18 protein-coding genes and 1 tRNA gene are annotated in these 21,616 nt (G+C 70.3%); 15 read left to right on the forward strand and 4 right to left on the reverse strand.

Translation table 11 applies throughout. The features are described 5' to 3' along the window. The 3 genes from OHL10_RS04695 to OHL10_RS04705 form a co-directional block, all read left to right on the forward strand. The coding region (locus OHL10_RS04695) for a recombinase family protein (protein WP_265521033.1) at nt 1-1,051 on the forward strand (1,051 nt) is incomplete at its 5' end. Continuing rightward, nucleotides 1,048-2,151, forward strand: a complete 1,104-nt coding sequence (locus OHL10_RS04700; protein WP_265521034.1) for a hypothetical protein — start codon at nt 1,048-1,050, stop codon at nt 2,149-2,151. The genes OHL10_RS04695 and OHL10_RS04700, both read left to right, overlap by 4 nt. Further along, the gene (locus OHL10_RS04705; RefSeq protein WP_265521035.1) at nt 2,126-2,734 is read left to right on the forward strand and encodes a hypothetical protein; all 609 of its coding nucleotides are present in this window, start codon (nt 2,126-2,128) and stop codon (nt 2,732-2,734) included. Before OHL10_RS04700 ends, OHL10_RS04705 begins: the two co-directional genes overlap by 26 nt. A 113-nt stretch (nt 2,735-2,847) precedes the next feature. On the opposite strand, the gene OHL10_RS04710 is transcribed toward OHL10_RS04705, so the two are convergent. After that, the gene (locus tag OHL10_RS04710) at nt 2,848-3,531 is read right to left on the reverse strand and encodes a hypothetical protein (RefSeq protein WP_265521036.1); all 684 of its coding nucleotides are present in this window, start codon (nt 3,529-3,531) and stop codon (nt 2,848-2,850) included. 258 nt (nt 3,532-3,789) lie between these two features. Continuing rightward, nucleotides 3,790-4,413 (reverse strand): hypothetical protein, encoded by a 624-nt coding sequence (locus OHL10_RS04715; protein WP_265521037.1) that lies wholly within the window; start codon nt 4,411-4,413, stop codon nt 3,790-3,792. Nucleotides 4,414-4,925: 512 nt separating this feature from the next. Between OHL10_RS04715 and OHL10_RS04720 the strand changes: the two genes are divergently transcribed. The 7 genes from OHL10_RS04720 (at nt 4,926) to OHL10_RS04750 (ending at nt 13,805) form a co-directional block, all read left to right on the forward strand. Beyond that, complete coding sequence (locus OHL10_RS04720; RefSeq protein WP_265521038.1) at nt 4,926-8,921, forward strand: DNA polymerase III subunit alpha; 3,996 nt, start codon at nt 4,926-4,928, stop codon at nt 8,919-8,921. Nucleotides 8,922-9,064: 143 nt separating this feature from the next. Next, nucleotides 9,065-9,550, forward strand: a complete 486-nt coding sequence (locus tag OHL10_RS04725) for a single-stranded DNA-binding protein (RefSeq protein ID WP_265521039.1) — start codon at nt 9,065-9,067, stop codon at nt 9,548-9,550. Nucleotides 9,551-9,629: 79 nt separating this feature from the next. Then, nucleotides 9,630-10,766, forward strand: coding sequence for a hypothetical protein (locus OHL10_RS04730; RefSeq protein ID WP_265521040.1), 1,137 nt, complete (start codon nt 9,630-9,632; stop codon nt 10,764-10,766). Continuing rightward, a complete protein-coding gene (locus OHL10_RS04735; RefSeq protein ID WP_265521041.1) occupies nt 10,763-11,215 on the forward strand; it encodes an HNH endonuclease in 453 nt (150 codons plus the stop codon). The genes OHL10_RS04730 and OHL10_RS04735 overlap by 4 nt, the downstream gene beginning before the upstream one ends. Next, nucleotides 11,212-11,655: a ribonuclease HI gene (rnhA, locus tag OHL10_RS04740; RefSeq protein WP_265521042.1), complete on the forward strand. Its 444-nt coding sequence runs from the start codon at nt 11,212-11,214 to the stop codon at nt 11,653-11,655. The genes OHL10_RS04735 and rnhA overlap by 4 nt, the downstream gene beginning before the upstream one ends. Before the next feature lie 248 nt (nt 11,656-11,903). Continuing rightward, the gene (locus OHL10_RS04745; RefSeq protein WP_265521043.1) at nt 11,904-12,125 is read left to right on the forward strand and encodes a hypothetical protein; all 222 of its coding nucleotides are present in this window, start codon (nt 11,904-11,906) and stop codon (nt 12,123-12,125) included. A gap of 18 nt (nt 12,126-12,143) precedes the next feature. Then, nucleotides 12,144-13,805: a recombinase family protein gene (locus OHL10_RS04750; protein WP_265521044.1), complete on the forward strand. Its 1,662-nt coding sequence runs from the start codon at nt 12,144-12,146 to the stop codon at nt 13,803-13,805. Here OHL10_RS04750 and OHL10_RS04755 read toward each other — a convergent pair. Next, nucleotides 13,787-13,871 (reverse strand) — tRNA-Leu (locus tag OHL10_RS04755). The two genes, OHL10_RS04750 and OHL10_RS04755, sit on opposite strands and share 19 nt — an antisense overlap. Nucleotides 13,872-14,013: 142 nt before the next feature. On the opposite strand from OHL10_RS04755, the gene OHL10_RS04760 reads away from it, so the two are divergent. Next, entirely contained in the window at nt 14,014-15,360 is a 1,347-nt protein-coding gene (locus OHL10_RS04760; RefSeq protein WP_265521045.1) for an AI-2E family transporter, read from the forward strand. A 14-nt stretch (nt 15,361-15,374) separates the two neighbouring features. Here the strand turns inward: OHL10_RS04760 and OHL10_RS04765 are convergent, their stop codons facing one another. Continuing rightward, a complete protein-coding gene (locus OHL10_RS04765; protein ID WP_265521046.1) occupies nt 15,375-15,692 on the reverse strand; it encodes a DUF1905 domain-containing protein in 318 nt (105 codons plus the stop codon). 91 nt (nt 15,693-15,783) lie between these two features. Between OHL10_RS04765 and ald the strand changes: the two genes are divergently transcribed. The 4 genes from ald to OHL10_RS04785 all read left to right on the forward strand — a co-directional run bounded on the left by ald (nt 15,784) and on the right by OHL10_RS04785 (nt 21,589). Continuing rightward, complete coding sequence (gene ald, locus OHL10_RS04770; protein ID WP_265521047.1) at nt 15,784-16,902, forward strand: alanine dehydrogenase; 1,119 nt, start codon at nt 15,784-15,786, stop codon at nt 16,900-16,902. Between the two features lie 50 nt (nt 16,903-16,952). After that, nucleotides 16,953-17,570, forward strand: a complete 618-nt coding sequence (locus tag OHL10_RS04775) for a GNAT family N-acetyltransferase (RefSeq protein ID WP_265521048.1) — start codon at nt 16,953-16,955, stop codon at nt 17,568-17,570. Beyond that, complete coding sequence (locus tag OHL10_RS04780; protein WP_425498969.1) at nt 17,570-19,699, forward strand: M3 family metallopeptidase; 2,130 nt, start codon at nt 17,570-17,572, stop codon at nt 19,697-19,699. Before OHL10_RS04775 ends, OHL10_RS04780 begins: the two co-directional genes overlap by 1 nt. Before the next feature lie 240 nt (nt 19,700-19,939). Beyond that, nucleotides 19,940-21,589: a multicopper oxidase family protein gene (locus tag OHL10_RS04785; RefSeq protein ID WP_265521050.1), complete on the forward strand. Its 1,650-nt coding sequence runs from the start codon at nt 19,940-19,942 to the stop codon at nt 21,587-21,589. The last annotated feature ends 27 nt before the right edge of the window (nt 21,590-21,616 follow it).

Here is a 21,616-nt window from a genome sequence, read left to right on the forward strand (position 1 = left end):
CACCCCACGCATGAAGCTCGCCTTCTACGGACGCGTCTCGACCGAGGACGCCCAGGACCCGCAAGCGTCGCGCGCTTGGCAGCTCAAGCGGTCGCGAGACCTGGTCAGTCCTCTCGACCATGAGATCGTCGCGGAGTTCTTCGACATCGGCCAGTCCCGGTCCCTCCCGTGGCGACGGCGCCCGCAAGCTGCAGCGCTGCTCGAGGAGGTCAAGAGCGCGACCAGACGGTTTGACGGCATCGTGATCGGGGAGCCGCAGCGTGCGTTCTACGGCCACCAGTTCTCCATGACGTTCCCGGTGCTGACCCACTATGGAGTGGCGTTGTTCGTGCCCGAGGTGGGGGGAGCGGTCGATCCGGACTCCGATGCGCACGAGATCGTCATGTCGCTGTTCGGTGGGATGTCCAAGAGTGAGCGCACTCGCATCCAGAAGCGCACGAAGTCCTCGATGCACGAGCTCGCCAGGAACACCGACCGGTTCCTGGGAGGCCGTCCTCCCTATGGGTACACGCTCGCCGACGTGGGGCCGCACCCCAACCCTGGGAAGGCGGCGGCCGGACAGCGCGCCCACAAGCTTGTGCCGGATGTGGGCGCAGCACCGGTCGTTGCGCGGATCTTCGCCGAGTTCCTCGAAGGCCATGGCTTGCGCTCGATCGCGCAACGGCTCACCGACGAAGGCGTCCCGTCGCCGTCCGCTCACGACCCGTCACGCAACAGTCATCGCGACCCACGGGGGTGGGCGCACGCATCGGTACGGGCAATTCTCGTGAATCCTGCGTACACGGGCGTCCGGATGTGGGGCAAACAGGCCAAGGTGGAGTCCCTGGCCGACGTCGACGATGTTGCGGGGCACATCGTCGCCCACGAGCTCATGCACATCCTCGAGGCGGTCTACGACCCCGCGCAGGAGCGAACCACCGCCAGTCGCACGTCCTACGACGACCCGACCGAGCGGAGGGTCGAGCTCGTGGCGAGCGAGCTCATGATCCTGATCTCAGGTCGCAGCGGCGGCATCGGGACGAGCCTCGGGTCCTTGGAGGAGTACCGGTGAGCACCTCCCTGAGCGCGATCGCCCTCATCACGCTCGCCGTCGCGACGCTGTGGACCGCGTGGCGGTCGAGGGGCCGCGGCCCGCAGGCGTCCCTGCTGCCGCTGGGGCTCGCCTTGGTCTCGGCGGCCTCTGCGCTGCGCGTCCCGGGCCTGTACACCTGGGTGCAGGCGAGCTTGCCACCCGGGACGCACGAGGTCGCCAAGCACGTCCTCCTCGTCAGCGGATGCCTGGCGGTCGCAGCCTGGGTGCGCGGCTCCCTCACGTCCAGCGTCGTGAAGGCGAGGACCGTCGTCGTGCTGTGCGCGGTCATCGCGGCGAGCATGACCGCCGTCTTCGTCGCAAACGGGCCCTGGACCACTGACGACCTCGACGCGCAGATGGTCGACCGCCCGTGGATGGTCGCCTACTGGGCCCTGTACTACGGAACCTTCGTCCTGGCCGTTGGCGCCTTCGGCTGGTCTGCGTTCACCGCAGGGGCCGGGAAGCCGCTTCGACAGCGGTGGGGGCTGGACGTCGCGGCGCTCGGCGCGCTCGTCGCGGTCGCGTGGGCGATCATCAGCGTCATCGCGCTCGTGCTGCACGAGCCCGGGTCGCTCGAGCCATACCTCGTGCTCGGCATCCGCACGCGCTACCTGATCCTCGCCTCCAGCGTCCTGGCGCCGGTCGGGATCGTGGCTCACCTGGCGATCAGCGCGGGCGAACGTCGTCGCCGGCGACGCGACCTGGGGGACATGCACGCGCACCTGGTCGGGCTGAGCGACGAGGTTCGCCTGGACGGTGCGAGCTCGAAGGTGGTCGACTACCGGCGCCAGGTGGAGATCCTCGACGCGATCGCCGTGCTGCGCCGCTGCGCCGACGATCGCGACCGCGAGACGGTGCGCAACGTGATCCCGGACGCGAGCCCCGAGCTCGAGCTCGCCTACCGCCTGGACATCGCCGCGGCTCGTCGCGACGCCGGCGCCGCACCCGAGCAGCCCGCGACCGACGACTGGGGTGCGCTGGTCTCCGACGACACCAGCCTGGCTCGGCTCGGTCGGGTCTTCCGCGACGAGGTGGATGAGGAGGCCCGGCGCGATGTCCTTGCCGCAGTCGACCACTGATCAGGCGTCGGGGCCTCGCTGGGCCCGGGTCGTCACCGAGGTGCTGGCACCTGGGTACACCGTGGCGGCGACGATCGTGGTCGTGTGCCTGCTGACGTTGGATCTGCCTGCTCAGTGGTGGATCGCCGTGCTGGCGTTCGTAGGCATGGCCGGACTGCCGTACGCGTTCGTGCACGGGCTCGCGCGGGCGAAGGTGTGGGAGTCACGTCACGTGCGGCCGCGCGGGCAGCGCATGGTCGTGCTCGCCGGCCTCATCGTGATCGAGGGCCTGTCTCTGTGGGTGCTGGGCCTGGCCGGTGCGCCGGCCGCGGCGATGCGGGTGCTCGGCGCGTGCGTCCTCGGTGTGGTCGCGATGGCGCTGGTCACACCGGTTGTGCGGGCGTCGATCCACGTCGGGGTGTTCTCGGTCGGTGCCGGCGTGATGAGCGCGTTCTCCTGGCCGTGGGCCGTGGCGATCCTCGCGGTAGGCGCCCTGGTCGGCCTGGCGCGCCTCGCGGTGCGCGACCACACCCGCACCGAGGTCATCGCGGGCCTGCTCGTCGGGTTCACGGCGGGCGCGCTGGCGGTCAGGGTTCTCGGCTGAGAATGGTGCGGCCCAGGTGAGGTAAGAAGCGGGCCCACAAGCCGGACTCTCAAGGGCGTTCTCGAGTCTGTGCGCTACCTCACCCGCCGGGTGTCGAGTGGATGCGGGATGGACTACTTGACCCAAGGTGGGATGGACCACTTTCGAGGTGGGGGCTGCAATTGGGTCCAAGCTGCCGCGATCCAGGAGGTATCACCGATAATCAACACCTCCTCGATGGGAAGATCTGAGCGGAGCCACTGAGATTCCTCCATCGAGCGAACGTCCTCAAGCCGGAGCTTCTTCAGGTTTGGCAACAACGCAACGTTGCTAGCGTGCAGGACTTCACCGATGCGCGACAGTTCAAGCGATTCTAGCCGCTGATAGTCGGGAAGGCTCTCAAGGGAAAGTGAGCGGGGGCCATGAAGTGATAGCTCTCTCACGGAATTGAGCACAGGCGAGGGGCGAGGAATTTTGACGTCTCCCTTCATGCCTGTGAGAGTGACTTTCGATAGCCGCTCTAGGCCTTCAGTCCAGGAGAAGTTGCCATGCTCAAGATAGAGCTCGCGCAGCGTCGGGCTTGTTTTGAGTGACGCCCAGTTCCTGTGCGCGCTTCCCGCAAACGAGTGCAGCGGGATCGTCGATAGGTCGGTAGCGGTCGCCGGAGTCGCCCAGATGCTTAGGTTCGATAGCCGCTTCGCCATCTCCAGCACCTTGGTGTCGAGACGGGCCTGTTCGGTCACGAGGAGATGTCGCAGGTCAGAAATGACCGGCTTGAGAAAATCAAGGCTCTCGACTTCGGGGCTCAGCTCCTCCACGAAGATCCCGAGGCCGGAACGTACCGCCCGGCGAAGCGCTGATTCCTTCGGTGGTAGATCTTTGATCACTAGGTACCGAACGCCGTCGAGCGTTCGTCGACTCCGTAGGATCACAGTCCTCTCCAGTTCTTTGGCGTGGTGCGCATGAGGTGCGCGCGTCGAGGGCCGATAGGGTTGACCCTGTTGTCGAGTCTTCTGAGCGCACGGTGCGTTGCAGGTCTCCTCGTCGGCCAACCCCGAAAGCAGCAGCACCCGCGTCTACACCTGACGCGCGACAAGGGTCGCCACGAGACTGACGCATGCCGCAGCGAGTGCGAGCACGAGCCTGAATCGAAGGCTGCGCGAGCGCCTCAGCTCGCGCAGCATCCGCACGTCCGGGGAGGCAACCCCACCTGAGACCTCGAATCGTCGAGCGACCATCCAGGTGGCGAGTGCCGTCAGGCCGGAGATGGCGTACCAGGAGACACCTACTGCCACCCACTCTTCAACGGCGCCATCCAGGAAGAGGGGTATCGAGATCGCCGACGAGAAGAGGGTGAGCAAGGACGACACGGCTAAACCGATAGTGAGTGCTGGGCCGCACCTCCTCTCCCACACATGGTCATCCATTCCGTTCATCGTGACGACTGCCGAGAAGCTTCCTGGCAGCACGAGAATGACCGCAACCGCCCACAGCGCAATCGTGACGATCACCATCAACGCCACCCGGCACCAGGCGAGATCGCCGCCGATGGATGCTCCGTACCAGGTGGTGATGGGGACTTGTCCGCCGGTGGTCTTGATGGCGTAGCCGGGGTTGTCGGATGCGTCGGTGTAGACCGGCTCGCCCTCGACGCTGGTCGCGAACGGCAGACCCTCGAGACCGCCAGCAGCGCTACGCAACCAGCACCGCCCCAGACAGCCGCGAGGAGCACGACAGGGAGAGCCAGCCACCACGGCACCAGGCCCGCGAGCAGCAGCAGAGGGAGCGCCCAGACCGCCACGGCGAGGAGCAAGAACCGCAGCCCCAGCAGCGTCGTCGCCAACGGCGCGCGACGAGCCAGGCGCGCGACGACCTTCCGGTCGGCGTGGACGAAGCCCGGCAGCACGAGCACCAGAACCGCCCAGATCGGCCACATCGCCGAGGCGAGTACCCTGCGGGGCCAGCCTCGCTGCGCAGGGTTGAACGACCACGCGAGCGTCCATGCCACACCGGGCGCATCCACCGGCGACACGCGACGCATGCCCGGGCCCGAGGGCACCAACGGCGTGTCGCCGTCTGGGCGGGGCGGCTGCGCGGTCTCGCGGTAGGTCACCGAACGAGCGTAGCCGTGGGATGTTCACCACACCCGGCGCCCGTCAACACCCACAGCATGAGCGCTTTCGACGTCAGGTCTCAGCCCACAGGTACAGGCATGGGATACGTCTCGCTGCACACGCACTCCGAACACTCAGAGCTCGACGGCCTCGCGTCGATCAGCGACTACGTGCAGGCCGCGATCGCTGACGGACAGAGCGCGCTGGCGATCACCGATCACGGAACCCTGTCCGGGGCATGGCAGCTCACGACCCAGTGCACCGACGCTGGGATCAAGCCGATCGCCGGAGAGGAGTTCTACCTCGCGTTCGGGTCCAACCGGGCCAAGGTCGGCGAACCCGTCGACCCCGACGACGAGGACAGCGAAGACGTCGGCACCAAGGAGGACGGCGCACGTTCCGCGAAGCCCGACAAGCGGTACATGCACCTGACGGTCCTGGCCCGCACCCCCGAGGGCTGGTCGAACCTCGTGCGGCTGCACAACAACGCCGCCGAGAACGTCTGGTACAAGCCGCGCACCGACCTCGAGCAGCTCAAGGCCCACAGGGAAGGCCTCATCGTGCTCACCGGGTGCCTCGGCGGGCCGCTCGCGTTCTACCTCAACCGTGCCGTCCTGCGGGATGGGCGCGCCGAGCATGACGGTGCGGCCGCCGACCGCGCCACCGCACGCGCGAACGCCCTCGCCCTGATCGACGCCGTCGGCCACGAGAACGTGTACGTCGAGGTCATGGATCACGGCATCGCGGCCCAGCAGCGCGTCACAGGCGAGCTGCGGGCGCTGGCCGCCGACCTCGACCTGCCGCTGGTCGCGACCAACGACGCCCACTACGCCCACCCGGGCGACCACACCGCCCACGAGGCATGGCTCGCCGCCGGGTCGAAGAAGACCCTCGCCGATCCGAAGCGGTTCCACTTCCATGGCACCGGACACCACTTCCGTACCGAGGCGGAGATGCGCGCCCTGTTCGACGGCGCGCCCTGGTGGCAGGAGGCCGTCGACAACACCGTGCGCATCGCCGAGCGGTGCGCAGAGCGCACACTGCCAGCCCCACGCACCCGCATACCGCACTTCCCCGTCCCGGACGGGTACACCGACACCACGGCACTGCTCAAGGACCAGATCGCGGCCGGCGCGCTCAAGCGGTACGGCACCGGCACCGAGACGTCCGTCAAGGACCTTCCCGAGGACGTCCGCAGCCGTCTCAACTGGGAGTTCAAGGTCATCAGGGGTTCCGGCTTCGGTGACTACTTCCTCATCGTGGCTGACGTGATCGCGTGGGCACGCGCCCAAGGGATCCTCGTGGGCCCGGGACGAGGATCGGCGGCCGGGTCGATGGTCGCGTACTGCCTGGGCATCACGAACCTGTGCCCCCTGCGTCACTCCCTGCTGTTCGAGCGCTTCCTGGACCCCGAGCGGGCCGGGCTGCCGGACATCGACGTCGACTTCCAGCAGTCGCGTCGTGGCGAGGTGCACCAGTACTTCGCGCGCCGTTGGGGCGCGGACAAGGTCGCGGCGCTCGGCACGTTCGGCGTCGCGCGCGCCAAGGACGCGATCAGCCGCGCCGCACGTGCACTCGGTCACCCCGACGCGGGCACGAAGAAGCTGACGAAGAAGTACCCGATGGCAGGCGCCAAGCCGTACCCGATGGCGCGCGCAGTCGACCCGACCGACCCGGCAACCGAGACGCTGCGCACCGCGCTCGAGCGTGATGAGGACGCCCGGGCGGCGTTCGACCTCGCCCGTGGCATGGAGGACACGATCTTCGGCAAGTCGATCCACGCGTGCGGGGTCGTGCTCTCCGACGAAGGCCTCGACGACCTCGTCCCGGTGCGCCACAACTCGAAGGACGCCGGCGCCCTGCGCATCACCGAATGGGAGGGCTCGGACGTCGAGGCGTTCGGCCTGGTGAAGATGGACTTCCTGGTGCTGCGCAACCTCGACATCGCGGACCTGTGCGTGAGGATCATCGCCGAGACCACCGGTGAGGTCATCGACGTGGACCGGATCGACCCCGACCACCCGGACAGCCCCGAGCGCGCCCAGGCGACGTGGGATCTGCTGCAGTCCGGACGGACCAGCGGCCTGTTCCAGCTCGAGAGCGGCGGGATGAGCCAGCTCGCCGAGCAGGTCGCGCCCACGTCGATCGACGACCTGTCCGCGCTGGTCGCGCTGTTTCGGCCGGGCCCGCTCGGCGCCGGGATGCACACCCGCTACGCCGACCGGAAGAACGGGCGCGAGCAGGTGTCCTACGACTACCTGACGACCGACCCCGCGGAGCAGCACGTCATCGCGCAGGTGCTCGACGAGACCTACGGGACTGTGGTCTTCCAGGAGCAGCTCATGATCCTGGGGGAGAAGGTCGCCGGGTTCAGTGCCGCGCAGAAGAACCGGTTGCGCAAGGCCGTGTCGAAGAAGAAGGCGGACGAGGTCGCCGCGGTCGGGCGGATGTGGCTCGACGGGGGGCAGCAGGAAGTGCGTGACGACGACGGGCACGTCGTGAAGATCGCGTTCTCGCGTGCGACGCTCGAGCGCCTGTGGGCGACGTTCGAGTCGTCAGCCGAGTACCTGTTCAACAAGTCGCACTCGGCGGCCTACGGGCTGGTGACCTACATGACCGCCTACCTCAAGGCGAACTGGCCGTTGCAGTTTGCCGCCGCGATGCTCGCGTGCACCGACCACGACGACAAGCGGCGCACCGCACTGGTCGAGGTGTCGGCCGAGGGCATCACGATCGGTGGCCCCGGGGTGAACGTCGCCCAGGCGCGCGCCTTCACCGACGGTTCCGCCGTCTACCTCGGGCTCGCCGAGATCAAGGGCGTGGGGGCGCAGGTCGCCGAGGCGATCGTTGCTGAGCGTGAGGCACATGGCCCGTTCACCTCGATGGGTGACTTCGTGCGCCGGACGCACGCACCTGACGGGAAGGTGCTCGGTCCGTCGACCGTGGAGTCCCTCATCCGCGCCGGCGCGCTCGACGAGTTCGGTCCGAGGCTCGGGATGATGATGGTCGCCCGTACCCGGGGCAGCGTCGACCAGATCCCGGACGCGGAGTGGGGAGTCGTCGAGCGCAGCGCCCAGGAGCGGGCCGCGATCGGGTTCGTCGTCGGCGCCCACCCACTGGTCGAGCTGCGAGACCAGATCCGCGGCTGGCGCCCCGAAGGTCACTCGATCACGCCGGTGCCGCTGCACAAGACCCCCACCGACCACGGGGAGGTCACCACGACGATCGGGGTGCTCGCCGACTGGTCCGAGCGCAGCTACTCCCGTGGCCGGATGGCCAGCGGGCGGCTGGAGGGTTCGACGCAGACCAAGGAGATCGTCGCGTTCGACCAGGCGCTCAAGCAGGTCGGGTCGGCGTTCGAGGGTGCCCCGCAGGTGGGGGACGTGGTGGCGATCAGGGGTCGCGTGTCGGTGCGTGAGCGGGAGTTCACCGAGGTCGACGAAGAGGGCAACGACGTGACGAGAACAGAGACCACCACGAGCCTCAACGTCAACCACATGTGGTCGGTCGAGCTCGACGACGCGGCGCACGTGGCCACGCCCAAGGCTAGGGCTCGTCCCGCGCTGCGGGTGGTGCCAAACCGAGAGGACGCGGCGCCGGCGCCCGAGCCGGCTCCCGGTGCCGCGGTCGTGGAGGAGCAGGTGGAGGCGGGCGTCGAAGGGTTCGCGGACCCGGCACCCCTCAGCACGACGATCGTGACTGTCGACGACGTCGAGGGGCTCGCCCACACCCCGGCACCGGAACCGGCGGAGTCGGTGGCGGCGGGCGACGGTGGCGTCACGGTGCTGTCGCTGCGCTGGCGAGAGGAGCGGGACGTGGTGTGGGCGGACGCAAGGGCGTCAGCACGCACCACGTACGCCGCGGCGCTGACCGCGAGCAGGGCTCTGCAGCAGATGTCGGTGACGATGCCGCCCAGCCCAGGAACGTGGGTCACGCGAACCGGCCCGCTGGTCGTCGTGGTCAACGCCTGGACGCAGCGGGCAGCACGTGACCAGCTCGAGGCGCAACCGCAGGAGGATCTCGACGGGTCTGGGCTGCTGCCTGGGGTGTGGGTGCAGCTGACCGCTGTCCGCGCCCTAGCTGCCGTCTCCTGATCGGTGCTTTCGAGGTTGCGCCTCAACCCACAGAGAGAGGGAGGCCGAGGTTGCTCGGCTCAGTCCAGGGCTCGAACCGCGGGTCCTGCGACCGTCCCCCGGCGGGGGTCGGCACGGAGCGGAACTAGAGAGAGGCAGTCATCATGGCTGGCGAGACGATCACCACCGTCGTGGGAAACCTGACCGGAGACCCGGAGCTGCGATTCACCCCGGGCGGGGCTGCGGTGGCGAACCTGACCATCGCTTCGACCCCGCGAGTCTTCGACCGTGAGACCCAGGAGTGGAAGGACGGCGACACGCTGTTCCTGCGCGGCTCGGTCTGGCGTGAGTACGCGGAGAACGTCGCGGAGTCGCTCACGAAGGGCATGCGTGTGATCGCGCAGGGAGCCCTCGTGCAGCGCTCGTTCGAGAACAACGAGGGTGGGAAGCGGACCGTCGTCGAGCTGCAGATCGACGAGATCGGGCCGGTGCTGCGGTACGCGACCGCGACGGTCTCCCGCAACGCGAAGTCCGGCGGTGGTGCGAAGTCGAACGGCTCGGCCGCCTCCGACGACGGAGACAAGCCCGCCCGTGCGCCGGCCAAGGGCAAGGCCAAGGCTGAGCCCGCTCCAGCCGACGACGACTTCTGACAGACCAGGCCACCGCCCCGGCGCGCTCTTCACGGGCCCGTCGGGGTGGTGGCCGTTTCGCTTTCGGAGAGGACACACGGTGAGCCAGGACAGCGGGGGTCTCGACGACCTGTTCACCCCGCGCGACGCGGGCCCCAGCCCCTCGGGTACCCGCCGCTCGCGGCGCGCCGAGCAGACTCTGCCGCGGGACGCGTTGCTGCTGCGCACGCGCCGCCAGACTCTCGCCTACAGGCTCGGCGGCCGGGGGACGAAGGTGGCCAGCGTGGTGCTGGTGCTCGCGCTCCTCGGCGGTGGGGGAGCGTACGCGGTGGACGTTCTCGACCTCGACCTGACCGGCAAGCGTGCCGCTGCCGAGGCGCAGGCCGAGCGAGAGCGCGCGGAGGCTGCTCAAGCGCTGGCCGACCAGGCGCAGGCCGAGCTCGAGGCTGAGCGGAAGGCGAAGGCAGCAGCAGAGCTGGAAGTCGCCCTCACCGCGCTGGACGGCGCGGCCGGCGACCTCGAGGAATCGGTGGCCGCCGCCAGATCAGCGGTGAAGGGCTCGAAGGGCAAGGTCAAGAAGAGCGACCGGCCCTTGCGCGCCGAGCTCTCGGACACGATCAAGGCCGCAGAGACGCAACTCGAACGCGTCATCGACACCGACGTCCTGGCGGTCGTCTCCCACGCGACCAACCAGCACCGTGAGTTCACCGAGGTGCTGACCGGGGCCACCCGGGAGCTCCTCGACGCCCAGGAGGCGTGGCAGGAGGCCGAGGATCGGCGGAAGGAGAGCGAGGACGAGGACGAGGCGCAGAGCCCTTCGAGCGGTGGTTCGTCCGGTGGCGGCAGCGGCCAGGGCTCGTCCGGTGGCGGTTCATCCTCCGGCGGCAGCAGCGGCGGAGGAACGCCGGCACCCCAACCGTCCGCCCAGCCCACACCGAAGCCGACCACGCCGCCGCCCGCGACGACTCCGACCCAGGCACCACCCCCGGCCCCAGCACGGGCCACCCGGTCGATCTCCGTGTCGTGCAACGGCCCCGTGACCGTCACCTTCACCGCCTCCGGCAGTTCCGAGGTGCGCCTGCAGATCAGCGGCGCCGCATCCGGGTCCGCCACCGGGGGCAGCTCGGCTTCCAAGTCGGTCAGCGTCTCCGGGGCCGGGACGGTCACCGCGACGGCGACGGCCAACAGCTCGGTCGCCGTGACGCACTCGTGGAGCGGATCGGGGTCCTGCTCGTGAACGGCATCGACCGGGTGCTCGACACCCTGACCGTGCTCGTCGACGAGCACCCGGTGGCGATGGCAGTCCTCGCCGGCGCGCTCGCGTTCCTGGTCCTCGCACCCGTCCTGCGGGGACGTGCGGGCGGGCGCACGGACCCGCAACGGCTGTTCACCCCGGCCCAGCGCACCGCAGCGTTCACACGGGCAGGCGGGCGGTGCGAGCACAAGACGATGCTCGGGCTGCGGTGCTCGGCACGCCCCACCCACGCCGACCACATCTACCCCTGGTCCAAGGGAGGGGCGAGCACGCTGAGCAACTGCCAGGCGCTGTGCGCCAGGCACAACCTGCAGAAGGGCGCGAAGGTCCCCAGCGCCGGGTACATGTGGCGGCTCGAACGCCGCCGTCGCCGCTACTTCCCACCTGGTGAGCCCGCGCGGGTCGAGTGGCGCCTTGGGGTGCACGCATGAGCCGCACCCGCGCCTGGACCGACGGCGCTTGCAAGGGCAACCCCGGGCCCGGCGGGTGGGGCGTGCTCATCCGCGACGGGCACGACACGGTCGAGCTCAGCGGTGGCGAACCGTCCACGACGAACAACCGTATGGAGCTGCTGGCCGCGATCCGGGCACTGCAGGCGCTGGCCGACGGCACCCAGGTCGCTCTGTACACCGACTCGGCGTACGTGATGAACGGGATGCGGTCGTGGATCGCCGGATGGAAGCGCCGCGGCTGGACCACGGCCGCCGGCCAGCCGGTGAAGAACATGGACCTGTGGCGCGAGCTCGACCAACAGGTCGCGCACCACGACGTCCAGTGGACGTGGGTCAAGGGCCACTCCGGGGACCCGGGCAACGAGCGGGCCGACGCCCTGGCGAACGTCGGCTGCGCCCCGTACCGCCGCCGCGACTAACTCGATAGCGGGCACGTCGGGTCTCTGCGTCCCACCGCATGGGCGAGCGCGCTTCAAACCGCAGCGCGCACCACCGGAGGAGCTCCTATGAGTACCTGGACCAGCAGAGACCAGCACCCCCGACATCGCGGGATGTTTGGTCGAGACCGCGCGATGTTGAGCACGACCGACCGAGCGACCCTCGTGGTCGCTGCACCGAGCGCGAGGGTCCGAGTTCGCCTCCCCGGTGCCCTGTCAACACGCGTCGCATGAGCGAAGTCAGAGAGAGCGCGGCCCCTCCCGAGCGGAACGTCCGCAGCGCCAGCATTCTCCGTCGTACGCGTGAGGCGTCTGCCAGCGAGGTCGACGTCGTGGTGGACGTCCCCGAGGGCTGGGAGCCAAGCGAGGAAGCGTACCGGGTGGCCGCGAAGATCTTGTTGGCGGCGGCCGAACGGGCGCGTGCCGAGGAGAATGAAGCGACCGCGGCATAGAGAATGGACACCCCACGCATGAAGCTCGCCTTCTACGGACGCGTCTCGACCGAGGACGCCCAGGACCCGCAAGCGTCGCGCGCTTGGCAGCTCAAGCGGTCGCGAGACCTGGTCAGTCCTCTCGACCATGAGATCGTCGCGGAGTTCTTCGACATCGGCCAGTCCCGGTCCCTCCCGTGGCGACGGCGCCCGCAAGCTGCAGCGCTGCTCGAGGAGGTCAAGAGCGCGACCAGACGGTTTGACGGCATCGTGATCGGGGAGCCGCAGCGTGCGTTCTACGGCCACCAGTTCTCCATGACGTTCCCGGTGCTGACCCACTATGGAGTGGCGTTGTTCGTGCCCGAGGTGGGGGGAGCGGTCGATCCGGACTCCGATGCGCACGAGATCGTCATGTCGCTGTTCGGTGGGATGTCCAAGAGCGAACGCACCCGCATCCAGAAGCGCACGAAGTCCTCGATGCACGAGCTCGCCAGGAACACAGACCGATTCCTCGGAGGGCGGCCACCGTACGGCTACCGCCTCGCGGACGTCGGGCCGCACCCGAACCCAGCGAAGGCTGCCGCTGGTCAGCGCGCGCACCGACTGATCGCAGACGAGACGACCGCATCGAATGTTCGTCTGATCTTCGAGCTCTACGCGACCGGTGACCATGGCTTGAACGCGATCGCGCAGCGTCTCACCGATGAGGGCATCGCTTCCCCGTCAGCGTCCGACCCGGCGCGCAACCGGCACCGGGACCCGCGGGGTTGGTCGGCCGCCTCCGTGCGGGCGATCCTCAAGAACCCGACCTACACGGGCTTCCGGGTCTGGGGGAAGCAGGAGAAGGTCGAGACCCTGGCCGATGTCGAGGACGTCGCGGCTGGCAGTGTGACGCGGATGCGCTGGAGGGAGGGCGCTGAGTGGGTGCGCCCGGAGCAGCGCACACATGAAGCGATCGTTGATCCGGAGCTCTTCGAGGCCGTGGCGCACCGCTTCGCCGCAAGGGCGCCGTCCTCAATCCGGGCGACGCGCCGTTCGACACGTCCGTACCCGCTCGCGGGGTTGGTCCTGTGCGGCCACTGTGGCCGGCGAATGCAGGGCATGTGGGTTCCGAACCGGAAGGCCGGCACAGGCCGGACGCTCTACCGCTGTGAGATCGGCAAGTCACGCGCAATCTCCGCGGAGCTCGCAGATCACCCGCGGTCGGTGCACCTGAACCAGGCGCACGTGCTGCCACAGCTCGACAGAGAGCTCGGCGCGCTGCTGAGCGACCAGGGCCGACTCCGGGCCGCGGTGGCGAGGCCCGTGACCGGGTCGGCAGAACTCGGAGCCATCCGTACCAAGATCTCCGAGACACAGAAGGTGATCGACAACCTCGTCGAAGCCATCGGGCGTGGACTGATCTCCGACGCCGTCACAGCGCAACTGGCAGCGATGGAGTCGGAGAAGAAGCTGCTGGAGCTACGTGTGAGCAAGATCGCGGGCGCCGAGCCGAGAGGCGTCGCCCAGGAGATCGACGCGGCACTGGTTCGCTTCGCCGGGATCGCAGATGCTCTCGCACTCGCGACAGACGAGGAGCGCGGACAGCTCTACCGTGCCCTGGACCTGCAGCTGACGTACGACTCAACGACGAAGCGGGCCCAGGTGACCCTGGACCCGCTTGGCGCGTGTATAGAAAAGAGTGTCCGGAGGGGGACTTGAACCCCCACGCCCTAATACGGGCACTAGCACCTCAAGCTAGCGCGTCTGCCATTCCGCCACCCGGACGAGTGGACCATTCCGGCGTCTCCGCCGTTCAGGTGCGGGTAGAAACATAGCATGTTCCGCAGGCCAAGCGTGCATCGGCAAGGTGGTGCAGACTGGGCCGAGTCGGGTCCGGATCGGACGTCCGCGGGTAGATGGAGCAGACGTGACAGACGAGCAGGCAGCGTCGCGGACGTCGCCGTCCGGTGCGAGCTCGGTGGGCGCCTCGGAGCGTTCGCCGGTCTCCGTGAAGCACCTGGCGGGGACGAGCAGCGCCGCGCGCAAGGTCGCGGGCGCCCGTCGCAACCCGTCCGTCGTCGGCTACGACGAGTCCGTGCCGGGGTGGTTGCGCACGGCCGGCGGATGGTCGTGGCGGCTGCTGATGGTGGTCGCGGTGGTAGCGCTCGTGTTCTACGCCACGTCTCGCGTGCAGGTCGTGTTCATCGCGATCTTCCTGGCGCTGGTCGTCACCTCCGTCCTGCGCCCGGTGACGGACTGGTTCGCGAAGGCGATGCCGCGCGCCCTCGCGACGGCGCTCGCCCTGCTGTCCGCCGTCCTGGTCGTGGCCGGTCTCCTGACGTACATCATCTCGTCGGTCGCGGGGCAGTGGGAGAGCCTGGCGGAGCAGTTCACGACGGGGCTCGACCAGATTCTCGATTTCCTCGAGAACGGCCCGCTGCCGGTGACGATCACCGCGGACGACGTGAGCGAGTGGATCGACAACGGGCGGGAGTGGCTCGCGGAGCACGGTGGCGACATCGCGAGCCAGGCGGCGGCGAGCGCCGGTTCGGTCTTCGAGGCGTTCGCGGCGATCGCGCTGGCGACGTTCACCACGGTGTTCTTCCTGGCGCGGGGCAAGGAGATGTGGATCTGGTTCCTCAACCAGCTTCCCGCCCGGTCGCGCGAGAGCTGGAAGGTCGCGGGTGGTGCGGGCTGGTTCACGTTCTCCGGGTATGCGCGCGGCACGGTGATCATCGCGTTCGTGGACGGGGTGCTGGCGGGGATCCTCCTGGCGGTCCTGGGTGTCCCGCTCGCCGCGCCGCTCGCGGTGCTCGTCTTCATCGGTGCGTTCATCCCGATCATCGGTGCGCCGCTGGCGATGATCATCGCCGCGGTGGTGGCGCTGGCGGCGGACGGGATCGTCGTGGCGCTGATCGTGACGCTCGGCATCGCGCTCATCGGGCAGTTCGAGGGGCACGTGCTGCAGCCGCTGATCATGGGCAAGCAGGTGCACCTGCATCCGGTGGCGGTGGCGGTCGCCGTGACGGCCGGGACGTTGCTGGCGGGCATCCTGGGCGCTGTCGTGTCGGTGCCGCTGGTTGCGGTCGCGTGGTCGGTGTTCTCGAAGCTGCGGCACAAGGACCCGCCGATGGAGGACGACATCCCGACGGCGAAGGAGATCGCGCTGGGCTCGGCGAGCCGTTCGGCGTCGACCTCGGAGGACGCGGAGGACTCGGGCACGGGTTCGGGCGACGGCGAGCAGCAAGGGTCGGCCGCGCCGTCGGCCACCTGAGGTCCGCCGGGGCGTCACACCGTGATGCCGGCGGCGTGCGGCACGCTCGGCACGTCGTCGAGCCTCAGCCGCACGTGGACGTGGTCGCCGACGCCCTTGCCGAGCTCGGCGCGCACGGCGCGAAGGACGCCCAGCCAGTGCGGCCCGCCGTAGGAAAACAGGGAGGCGTGGAACCTCAGGCCGTCGAGCGACGCGACGACAGGGATCCGCCCCCGCGTCCCGTACAGGTCGGCCGTGTCGAGCGGTACCTCGACGAACGCTCCACGCCCCTGGGACCCGGGGACGATGGCAGCGTCGAACTCGATCTCTCCTGGATCGATCCACGTCGGCACGCTCCGACCGTAGCGGGTCGCGGGTCGTGGCGACAGGCCGGGCTTGGCGCGCTCGGGTGCGAGGACCGCATCGGTGCGGCCACACTGGGGTATGAGGATCGGCATACCGACCGAGGTCAAGAACCACGAGGACCGCGTCGCGCTCACCCCGGCCGGCGCTCATCACCTCGTCGCCCGAGGGCACGAGGTCGTCGTCCAGGCGGGGGCCGGCGTCGGCTCCGCGATCGCGGACGCCGACTACGTCGCCGCCGGCGCGCGGGTCGTGCCGGACGTCGACGAGGTGTGGGGGTCGGCGGACCTGGTGTGCAAGGTGAAGGAGCCGGTCGCGGGGGAGTACCCGCGACTGCGCAAGGACCTGCTGCTCTTCGCCTACCTGCACCTCGCCGCCGACCGGCCGGGCACCGAGGCGCTGCTCGACGCCGGCACGACCGCGGTGGCCTACGAGACCGTCCGGGCGCCGGACGGTTCGCTGCCGTTGCTCGCGCCGATGAGCGAGGTCGCCGGCCGGATGGCGACCCAGGTCGGGGCCTACCACCTGATGCGCAGCGCCGGGGGCGCCGGTGTGCTCCTGGGTGGTGTGCCCGGTACCCGGCCCGGCCGGGTGGTGGTGCTGGGAGGGGGCACGGCCGGTCGGCACGCCGCGGAGATCGCGGTGGGCATGCGTGCCGAGGTGACGGTGGTCGACGTGTCGCTGCCCGTCCTGCGCAGCCTCGACCGGCAGTTCGCCGGACGGGTGCGCACGGTGGCGTCCACGGCGCACGCCATCGAGGAAGAGGTCCTCATGGCGGACCTGGTCGTGGGTGCGGTGCTGGTCGCGGGCGCCCGGGCACCCCGGCTCGTGAGCGACGGCCTCGTCGCCCGGATGCGCCCGGGGACGGTGCTGGTCGACGTCGCGGTCGACCAGGGCGGGTGCTTCGAGGGCTCCCGGCCGACCACGCACGACGACCCGACGTTCACAGTGCACGGTTCGATCTTCTACTGCGTGGCGAACATGCCGGGGGCCGTGCCGGTCACGAGCACGCACGCCCTCACCAGCGCGACCCTGCCGCACCTCGCGAGGTTGGCGGACGGTGGTATCGAGGCCGCCGTCCGCGACCCGCAGCTGCGGGCAGGTCTGTCCACGCACGCCGGCGAGCTCCTCAGCGAGCCGGTCGCCGTAGCCCACGGCCTGCCGTGGCGACCCGTCGACGAGGTCGTGGTCCCCGCCTGAGGCGGAGAAATTGCGCTGACCGGGTCCTCGCGCTGTGGCACTCTGGCGCGATGGAGCCCTTCACCCTGGACGCCGGTGACGTCCACCTGTCCACTCCCACGTCCGCCGACGTCGACCGGATCACCCAGGTCTGCCAGGACCCCGACGTCGCGCGGTGGACCGTCGTGCCCGCCCCCTATACGCGCGACGACGCGGTCGGCTTCGTCGACGGGTACGTCACCGACGGGTGGGCGAAGGGCAACGTCCTCACGTGGGCGGTCCGCGACCGCGCCGCGGTCTCGGCGGGCACGCCCGCCCCCGTGCTCGGCATGATCGGCCTCGGGGTCGACGACGCCCCGGTGGGTCAGCAGTCCGCCGAGATCGGGTACTGGTTGGCCCCGGAGGCGCGGGGCCGCGGGCTCATGACCACGGCCGGGCGGGCCGTCGTCGACTGCGCGTTCGACGAGCTCGGGCTCGCGCAGCTGTCCTGGCAGGCGTACGTCGGCAACTGGCCCTCGCGGCGCACCGCGTGGCGCCTCGGGTTCCGCATCGAGGGCACTGTGCGCGGCTTCGCGCTCCAGCGCGGACGACGACGCGACGCCTGGCTGGGCACCCTCCTGGCCGACGACCCGCGCGAGCCGGTCGAGCCGTGGGCCCAGGTCGAGACGCACGAGAGGATCGGGCGATGATGGGACGTATGACGCACACCAGCGACGACGTCGCCGCCACCGCGGCCGAGTCCCTCGACCCCGCCAACCCGTTCGCCGAGCCCTCCGGCCTGCCCTACCAGCTGCCCGACTACGCCCGCATCCGCGAGGAGCACTTCCTGCCCGCGATCAGGGCCGGGATGGCCGCCGAGCGCGCCGAGGTCGCGGCCATCGCGAACGACCCGCGGCCGGCCACCGTGGAGAACACCGTGCACGCCCTCGAGCGTGCCGGGCAGCTCTTCTCCCGCGCCGTGACGGCCTTCTACAACCAGGTGAGCGCGGACGCGACGCCCGGGCTCGAGGACATCGAGGAGGTGCTCGCTCCCGAGCTGGCGGCACATCACGACGCGATCTACATGGATGCCCGTCTCTACGAGCGGGCCCGCGCGCTCCAGGCCTCCGCGGACGCCGGGCAGCTCGCGCTCGACGACGAGACCGCGTGGCTGCTGCGGACGCTCCTCGTGGACTTCCGTCGCTCGGGCATCGAGCTCGACGACGCGCAGCAGGCGCACCTGCGTGACCTCAACGCCCGGCTCACGTCCCTCGAGGCGGCGTTCGGGCGCAAGCTGCTGGCGGGTGCGAACGCCGCGAGCGTCCTGGTCACCGACCGCGCCGACCTCGCCGGGCTGCCCGACGACGCGATCGCCGCTGCGGGCAAGGCCGCCGCAGACCGGGGGCACGACGGCGCGTACCTCCTGGAGATGCAGCTGCCGACGCAGCAGAGCGTGCTGGCGTCGCTCGAGCGGCGCGACGTGCGCGAGCGCGTCCAGGAGGCGTCCGTGACGCGCGGCGCGACCGGGGACGAGAACGACACGCGCGAGATCGTCCTCGAGCTCGCACGGCTGCGTGCCGAGCGCGCCCGGCTGCTCGGGTACGACCACCACGCGGCGTACATCGCCGAGGACGCCACCGCCAAGACGACCGAGGCCGTGAACGCGATGCTGTCCCGCCTCGCCCCGGCCGCGGTCGTCAACGCCCGGCGCGAGGCGGCCGACCTGCAGGTGGCGCTCGACGCCACCGAGCCCGGTGCTTCGCTGCGGGCCTCGGACTGGTCGCAGCTCGCCGAGCAGGTCCGCAAGGACCGGTACGCGCTCGACGACGCGGCGCTGCGCCCCTACCTCGAGCTCGAGCGGGTCGTGCACGACGGCGTCTTCCGGGCCGCGCACCTGCTGTACGGGCTGAGCTTCACCGAACGGACCGACCTCGTGGGCTACCACCCCGACGTGCGGGTCTTCGAGGTGTTCGACGCCGAGACGCCGGGCGCCCCCGGCGAGGGTCTGGGCCTGTTCCTCGCCGACTGGTACACGCGGGAGTCCAAGCGCGGCGGCGCGTGGATGAACAACCTCGTCGACCAGAACCACCTGCTGGACCAGCGTCCCGTGGTCGTCAACAACCTCAACATCGTCAAGCCGCCGGCGGGCGAGCCGACGCTGCTCGTGTGGGACGAGGTCATCACGCTCTTCCACGAGTTCGGGCACGCGCTGCACGGGCTGCTGTCGGACGTGCGCTACCCGTCCCAGTCGGGGACGGACGTGCCGCGGGACTTCGTCGAGTACCCGTCGCAGGTCAACGAGATGTGGGCGTGGGAGCCCGAGATCCTGCGGTCCTACGCGGTGCACCACGTCACCGGGGAGCCGATGCCCGCGGCCTGGGTCGACACGATGCTCGCCTCGCGGCAGTTCAACGAGGGGTTCGGCACGGCCGAGTACCTGGCCGCGGCGCTGCTCGACCAGGCGTGGCACCAGCTCGCGCCGGACGAGGTCCCGACGAGCGTCGAGGACGTCGTGCCCTTCGAGGCCGCGGCGCTCGAGGCTGCCGGCGTGGCGTTCGAGGCCGTGCCCCCTCGCTACCGCACGACGTACTTCAACCACGTCTTCGGCGGCGGGTACTCGGCCGGGTACTACTCGTACATCTGGTCGGAGGTCCTCGACGCGGACACGGTCCGGTGGTACGAGGAGAACGGTGGGCTGCGCCGCGAGAACGGCGAGGCGTTCCGCCGCAAGCTCCTGGCGCGCGGTGGCTCGGTCGACCCGATGGTCGCCTTCGCCGACCTGCGCGGCCGGGCACCGGAGATCGCCCCGCTCCTCGCCCGGCGCGGGCTCGACGCGTGACGTGTGACGTGTGACGCGTGACGACAGGACCCTGACGTCTGCACCCTGAGCACCGAACCCTGAGCGGAGCGCGCTGCGCACCCTGAGCGCGCTCCGTCAGGACTCGGGGAGAGATCGGGGTCGTCGACGACCGCAGGGGGACGTGGCGCAGCGGACGGCGCTCGTAGCGTCGAGGTGAGTCCGCGGGATCCTCCGCGGCGCACCAGGCGCCCTCCGGCGCCCCCGTCGACGAGGAAGCCCATGCCCACCGCCCGGCCCACCGCCCACCCGACCGCCCCGACCGTGCGCCCGCGACGCCGTCGCCGGCTCGCCCTGATCGGCCTCGCCGTCGCGGTCGTCGTGGCGGTGCTCGTCGCCGCCGGTGCGATCGTCTTCGCGCGCGGTGCGCTGAGCACCGCCGGGCAGGTCACGTTCGACCGGGAGCTGGCGATCCCGCCGCTCGCAGAGTCACGTGTCGAGGCCGACGGCACCCGGGTCTTCGCCCTCGAGATGCAGGAGGGGACCACCGACCTCGGACAGGGCGGCCCGACCCCGACGCTCGGCGTCAACGGGTCGTTCCTCGGGCCGACGTTGCGCGCCGAGCGCGGCGAGCGGGTGCGGGTCGACGTGACCAGCTCGCTGGGAGAGACCAGCACCCTGCACTGGCACGGGATGAGGTTGCCGGCGGCGATGGACGGCGGACCGCACCAGATGGTCGACCCGGGTCAGACGTGGTCGCCCACCTGGACGATCGACCAGCCGGCCGCGACGCTCTGGTACCACCCGCACCTGCACGGGCGCACCGCCGACCACGTCTACCGCGGGCTCGCGGGGCTCTTCCTGGTCGACCCCGGCCAGGGCGACGGCGCGGACGCGGCGGACGCCGCCCACGACGACCTGCCGGGCGACTACGGCGTCGACGACGTGCCGCTCGTGATCCAGGACAAGTCCTTCCACCCCGACGGGCGGCTCGACGACGCCCCGCCGCTGTTCTCGGCCGTCGGCGTCCTGGGCGACACGGTCCTGGTCAACGGCACGCCCGGCCCGTACCTGGACGTGACGACCGAGCGGGTCCGCCTGCGGTTGCTCAACGGCTCCAACGCCCGCGTGCTGAACCTCGGCTTCACCGACGGCCGTGACGTCGCGCTGATCGCCTCCGACGGCGGGCTGCTCTCCGAGCCCGTCCGGACCGACAGGATCACGCTCAGCCCCGGCGACCGCGCCGAGATCGTCGTGGACGTCGAACCGGGGGAGCGGGCCGTCCTGCGCAGCCACCCGCAGGACCTCGGGACGAACCCCGTGACCGCCCGGTTCTCCGGCGGCGACGACACCCTGGACGTGCTCGAGCTGCGCGCCGCTCCCGACCTCGCGCCGTCGGGCGACCTGCCCGCCACGCTGGCGGGCGCCGGCGCCGAGGTGCCCAACGTCGCGTCCGCGACCGCGACGCGCGCCTTCTCGCTCTCCGGGCAGTCCATCAACGGTGAGCAGATGGACAGGGGCCGGATCGACGAGGTGGTCGAGGCCGGTGCGACCGAGATCTGGGAGGTCACGGGCCGTGACGACATGGTGCACAACTTCCACGTCCACGACGTGCAGTTCCACGTCCTCGACGTCGGTGGCGAGGCCCCGCCCCTCGACCTCCAGGGCTGGCAGGACACCGTCTACCTCCAGCCCGGGCGGACCACCCGGTTGCTCGTGACCTTCGGCGAGCACACCGACCCCACCACGCCGTACATGTACCACTGCCACGTCCTGCTCCACGAGGACTTCGGCATGATGGGCCAGTTCGTCGTGGTGGCGCCGGGGGACGACGCGCCCGAGCGCATCGAGGTGCCCGACGACGCCACCCACCCAGGTCACGACGCCGCGGGCGACGGCACGGGCCCCCGCCGCACCCACCTGGACCACTGACCGCGAGGTAGAACCGGGGTCGCCGAG

Origin of the sequence: Oerskovia flava, from assembly GCF_026163685.1 — a bacterium.
GTDB classification, from domain to species: Bacteria; Actinomycetota; Actinomycetes; order Actinomycetales; family Cellulomonadaceae; genus Oerskovia_A; species Oerskovia_A flava.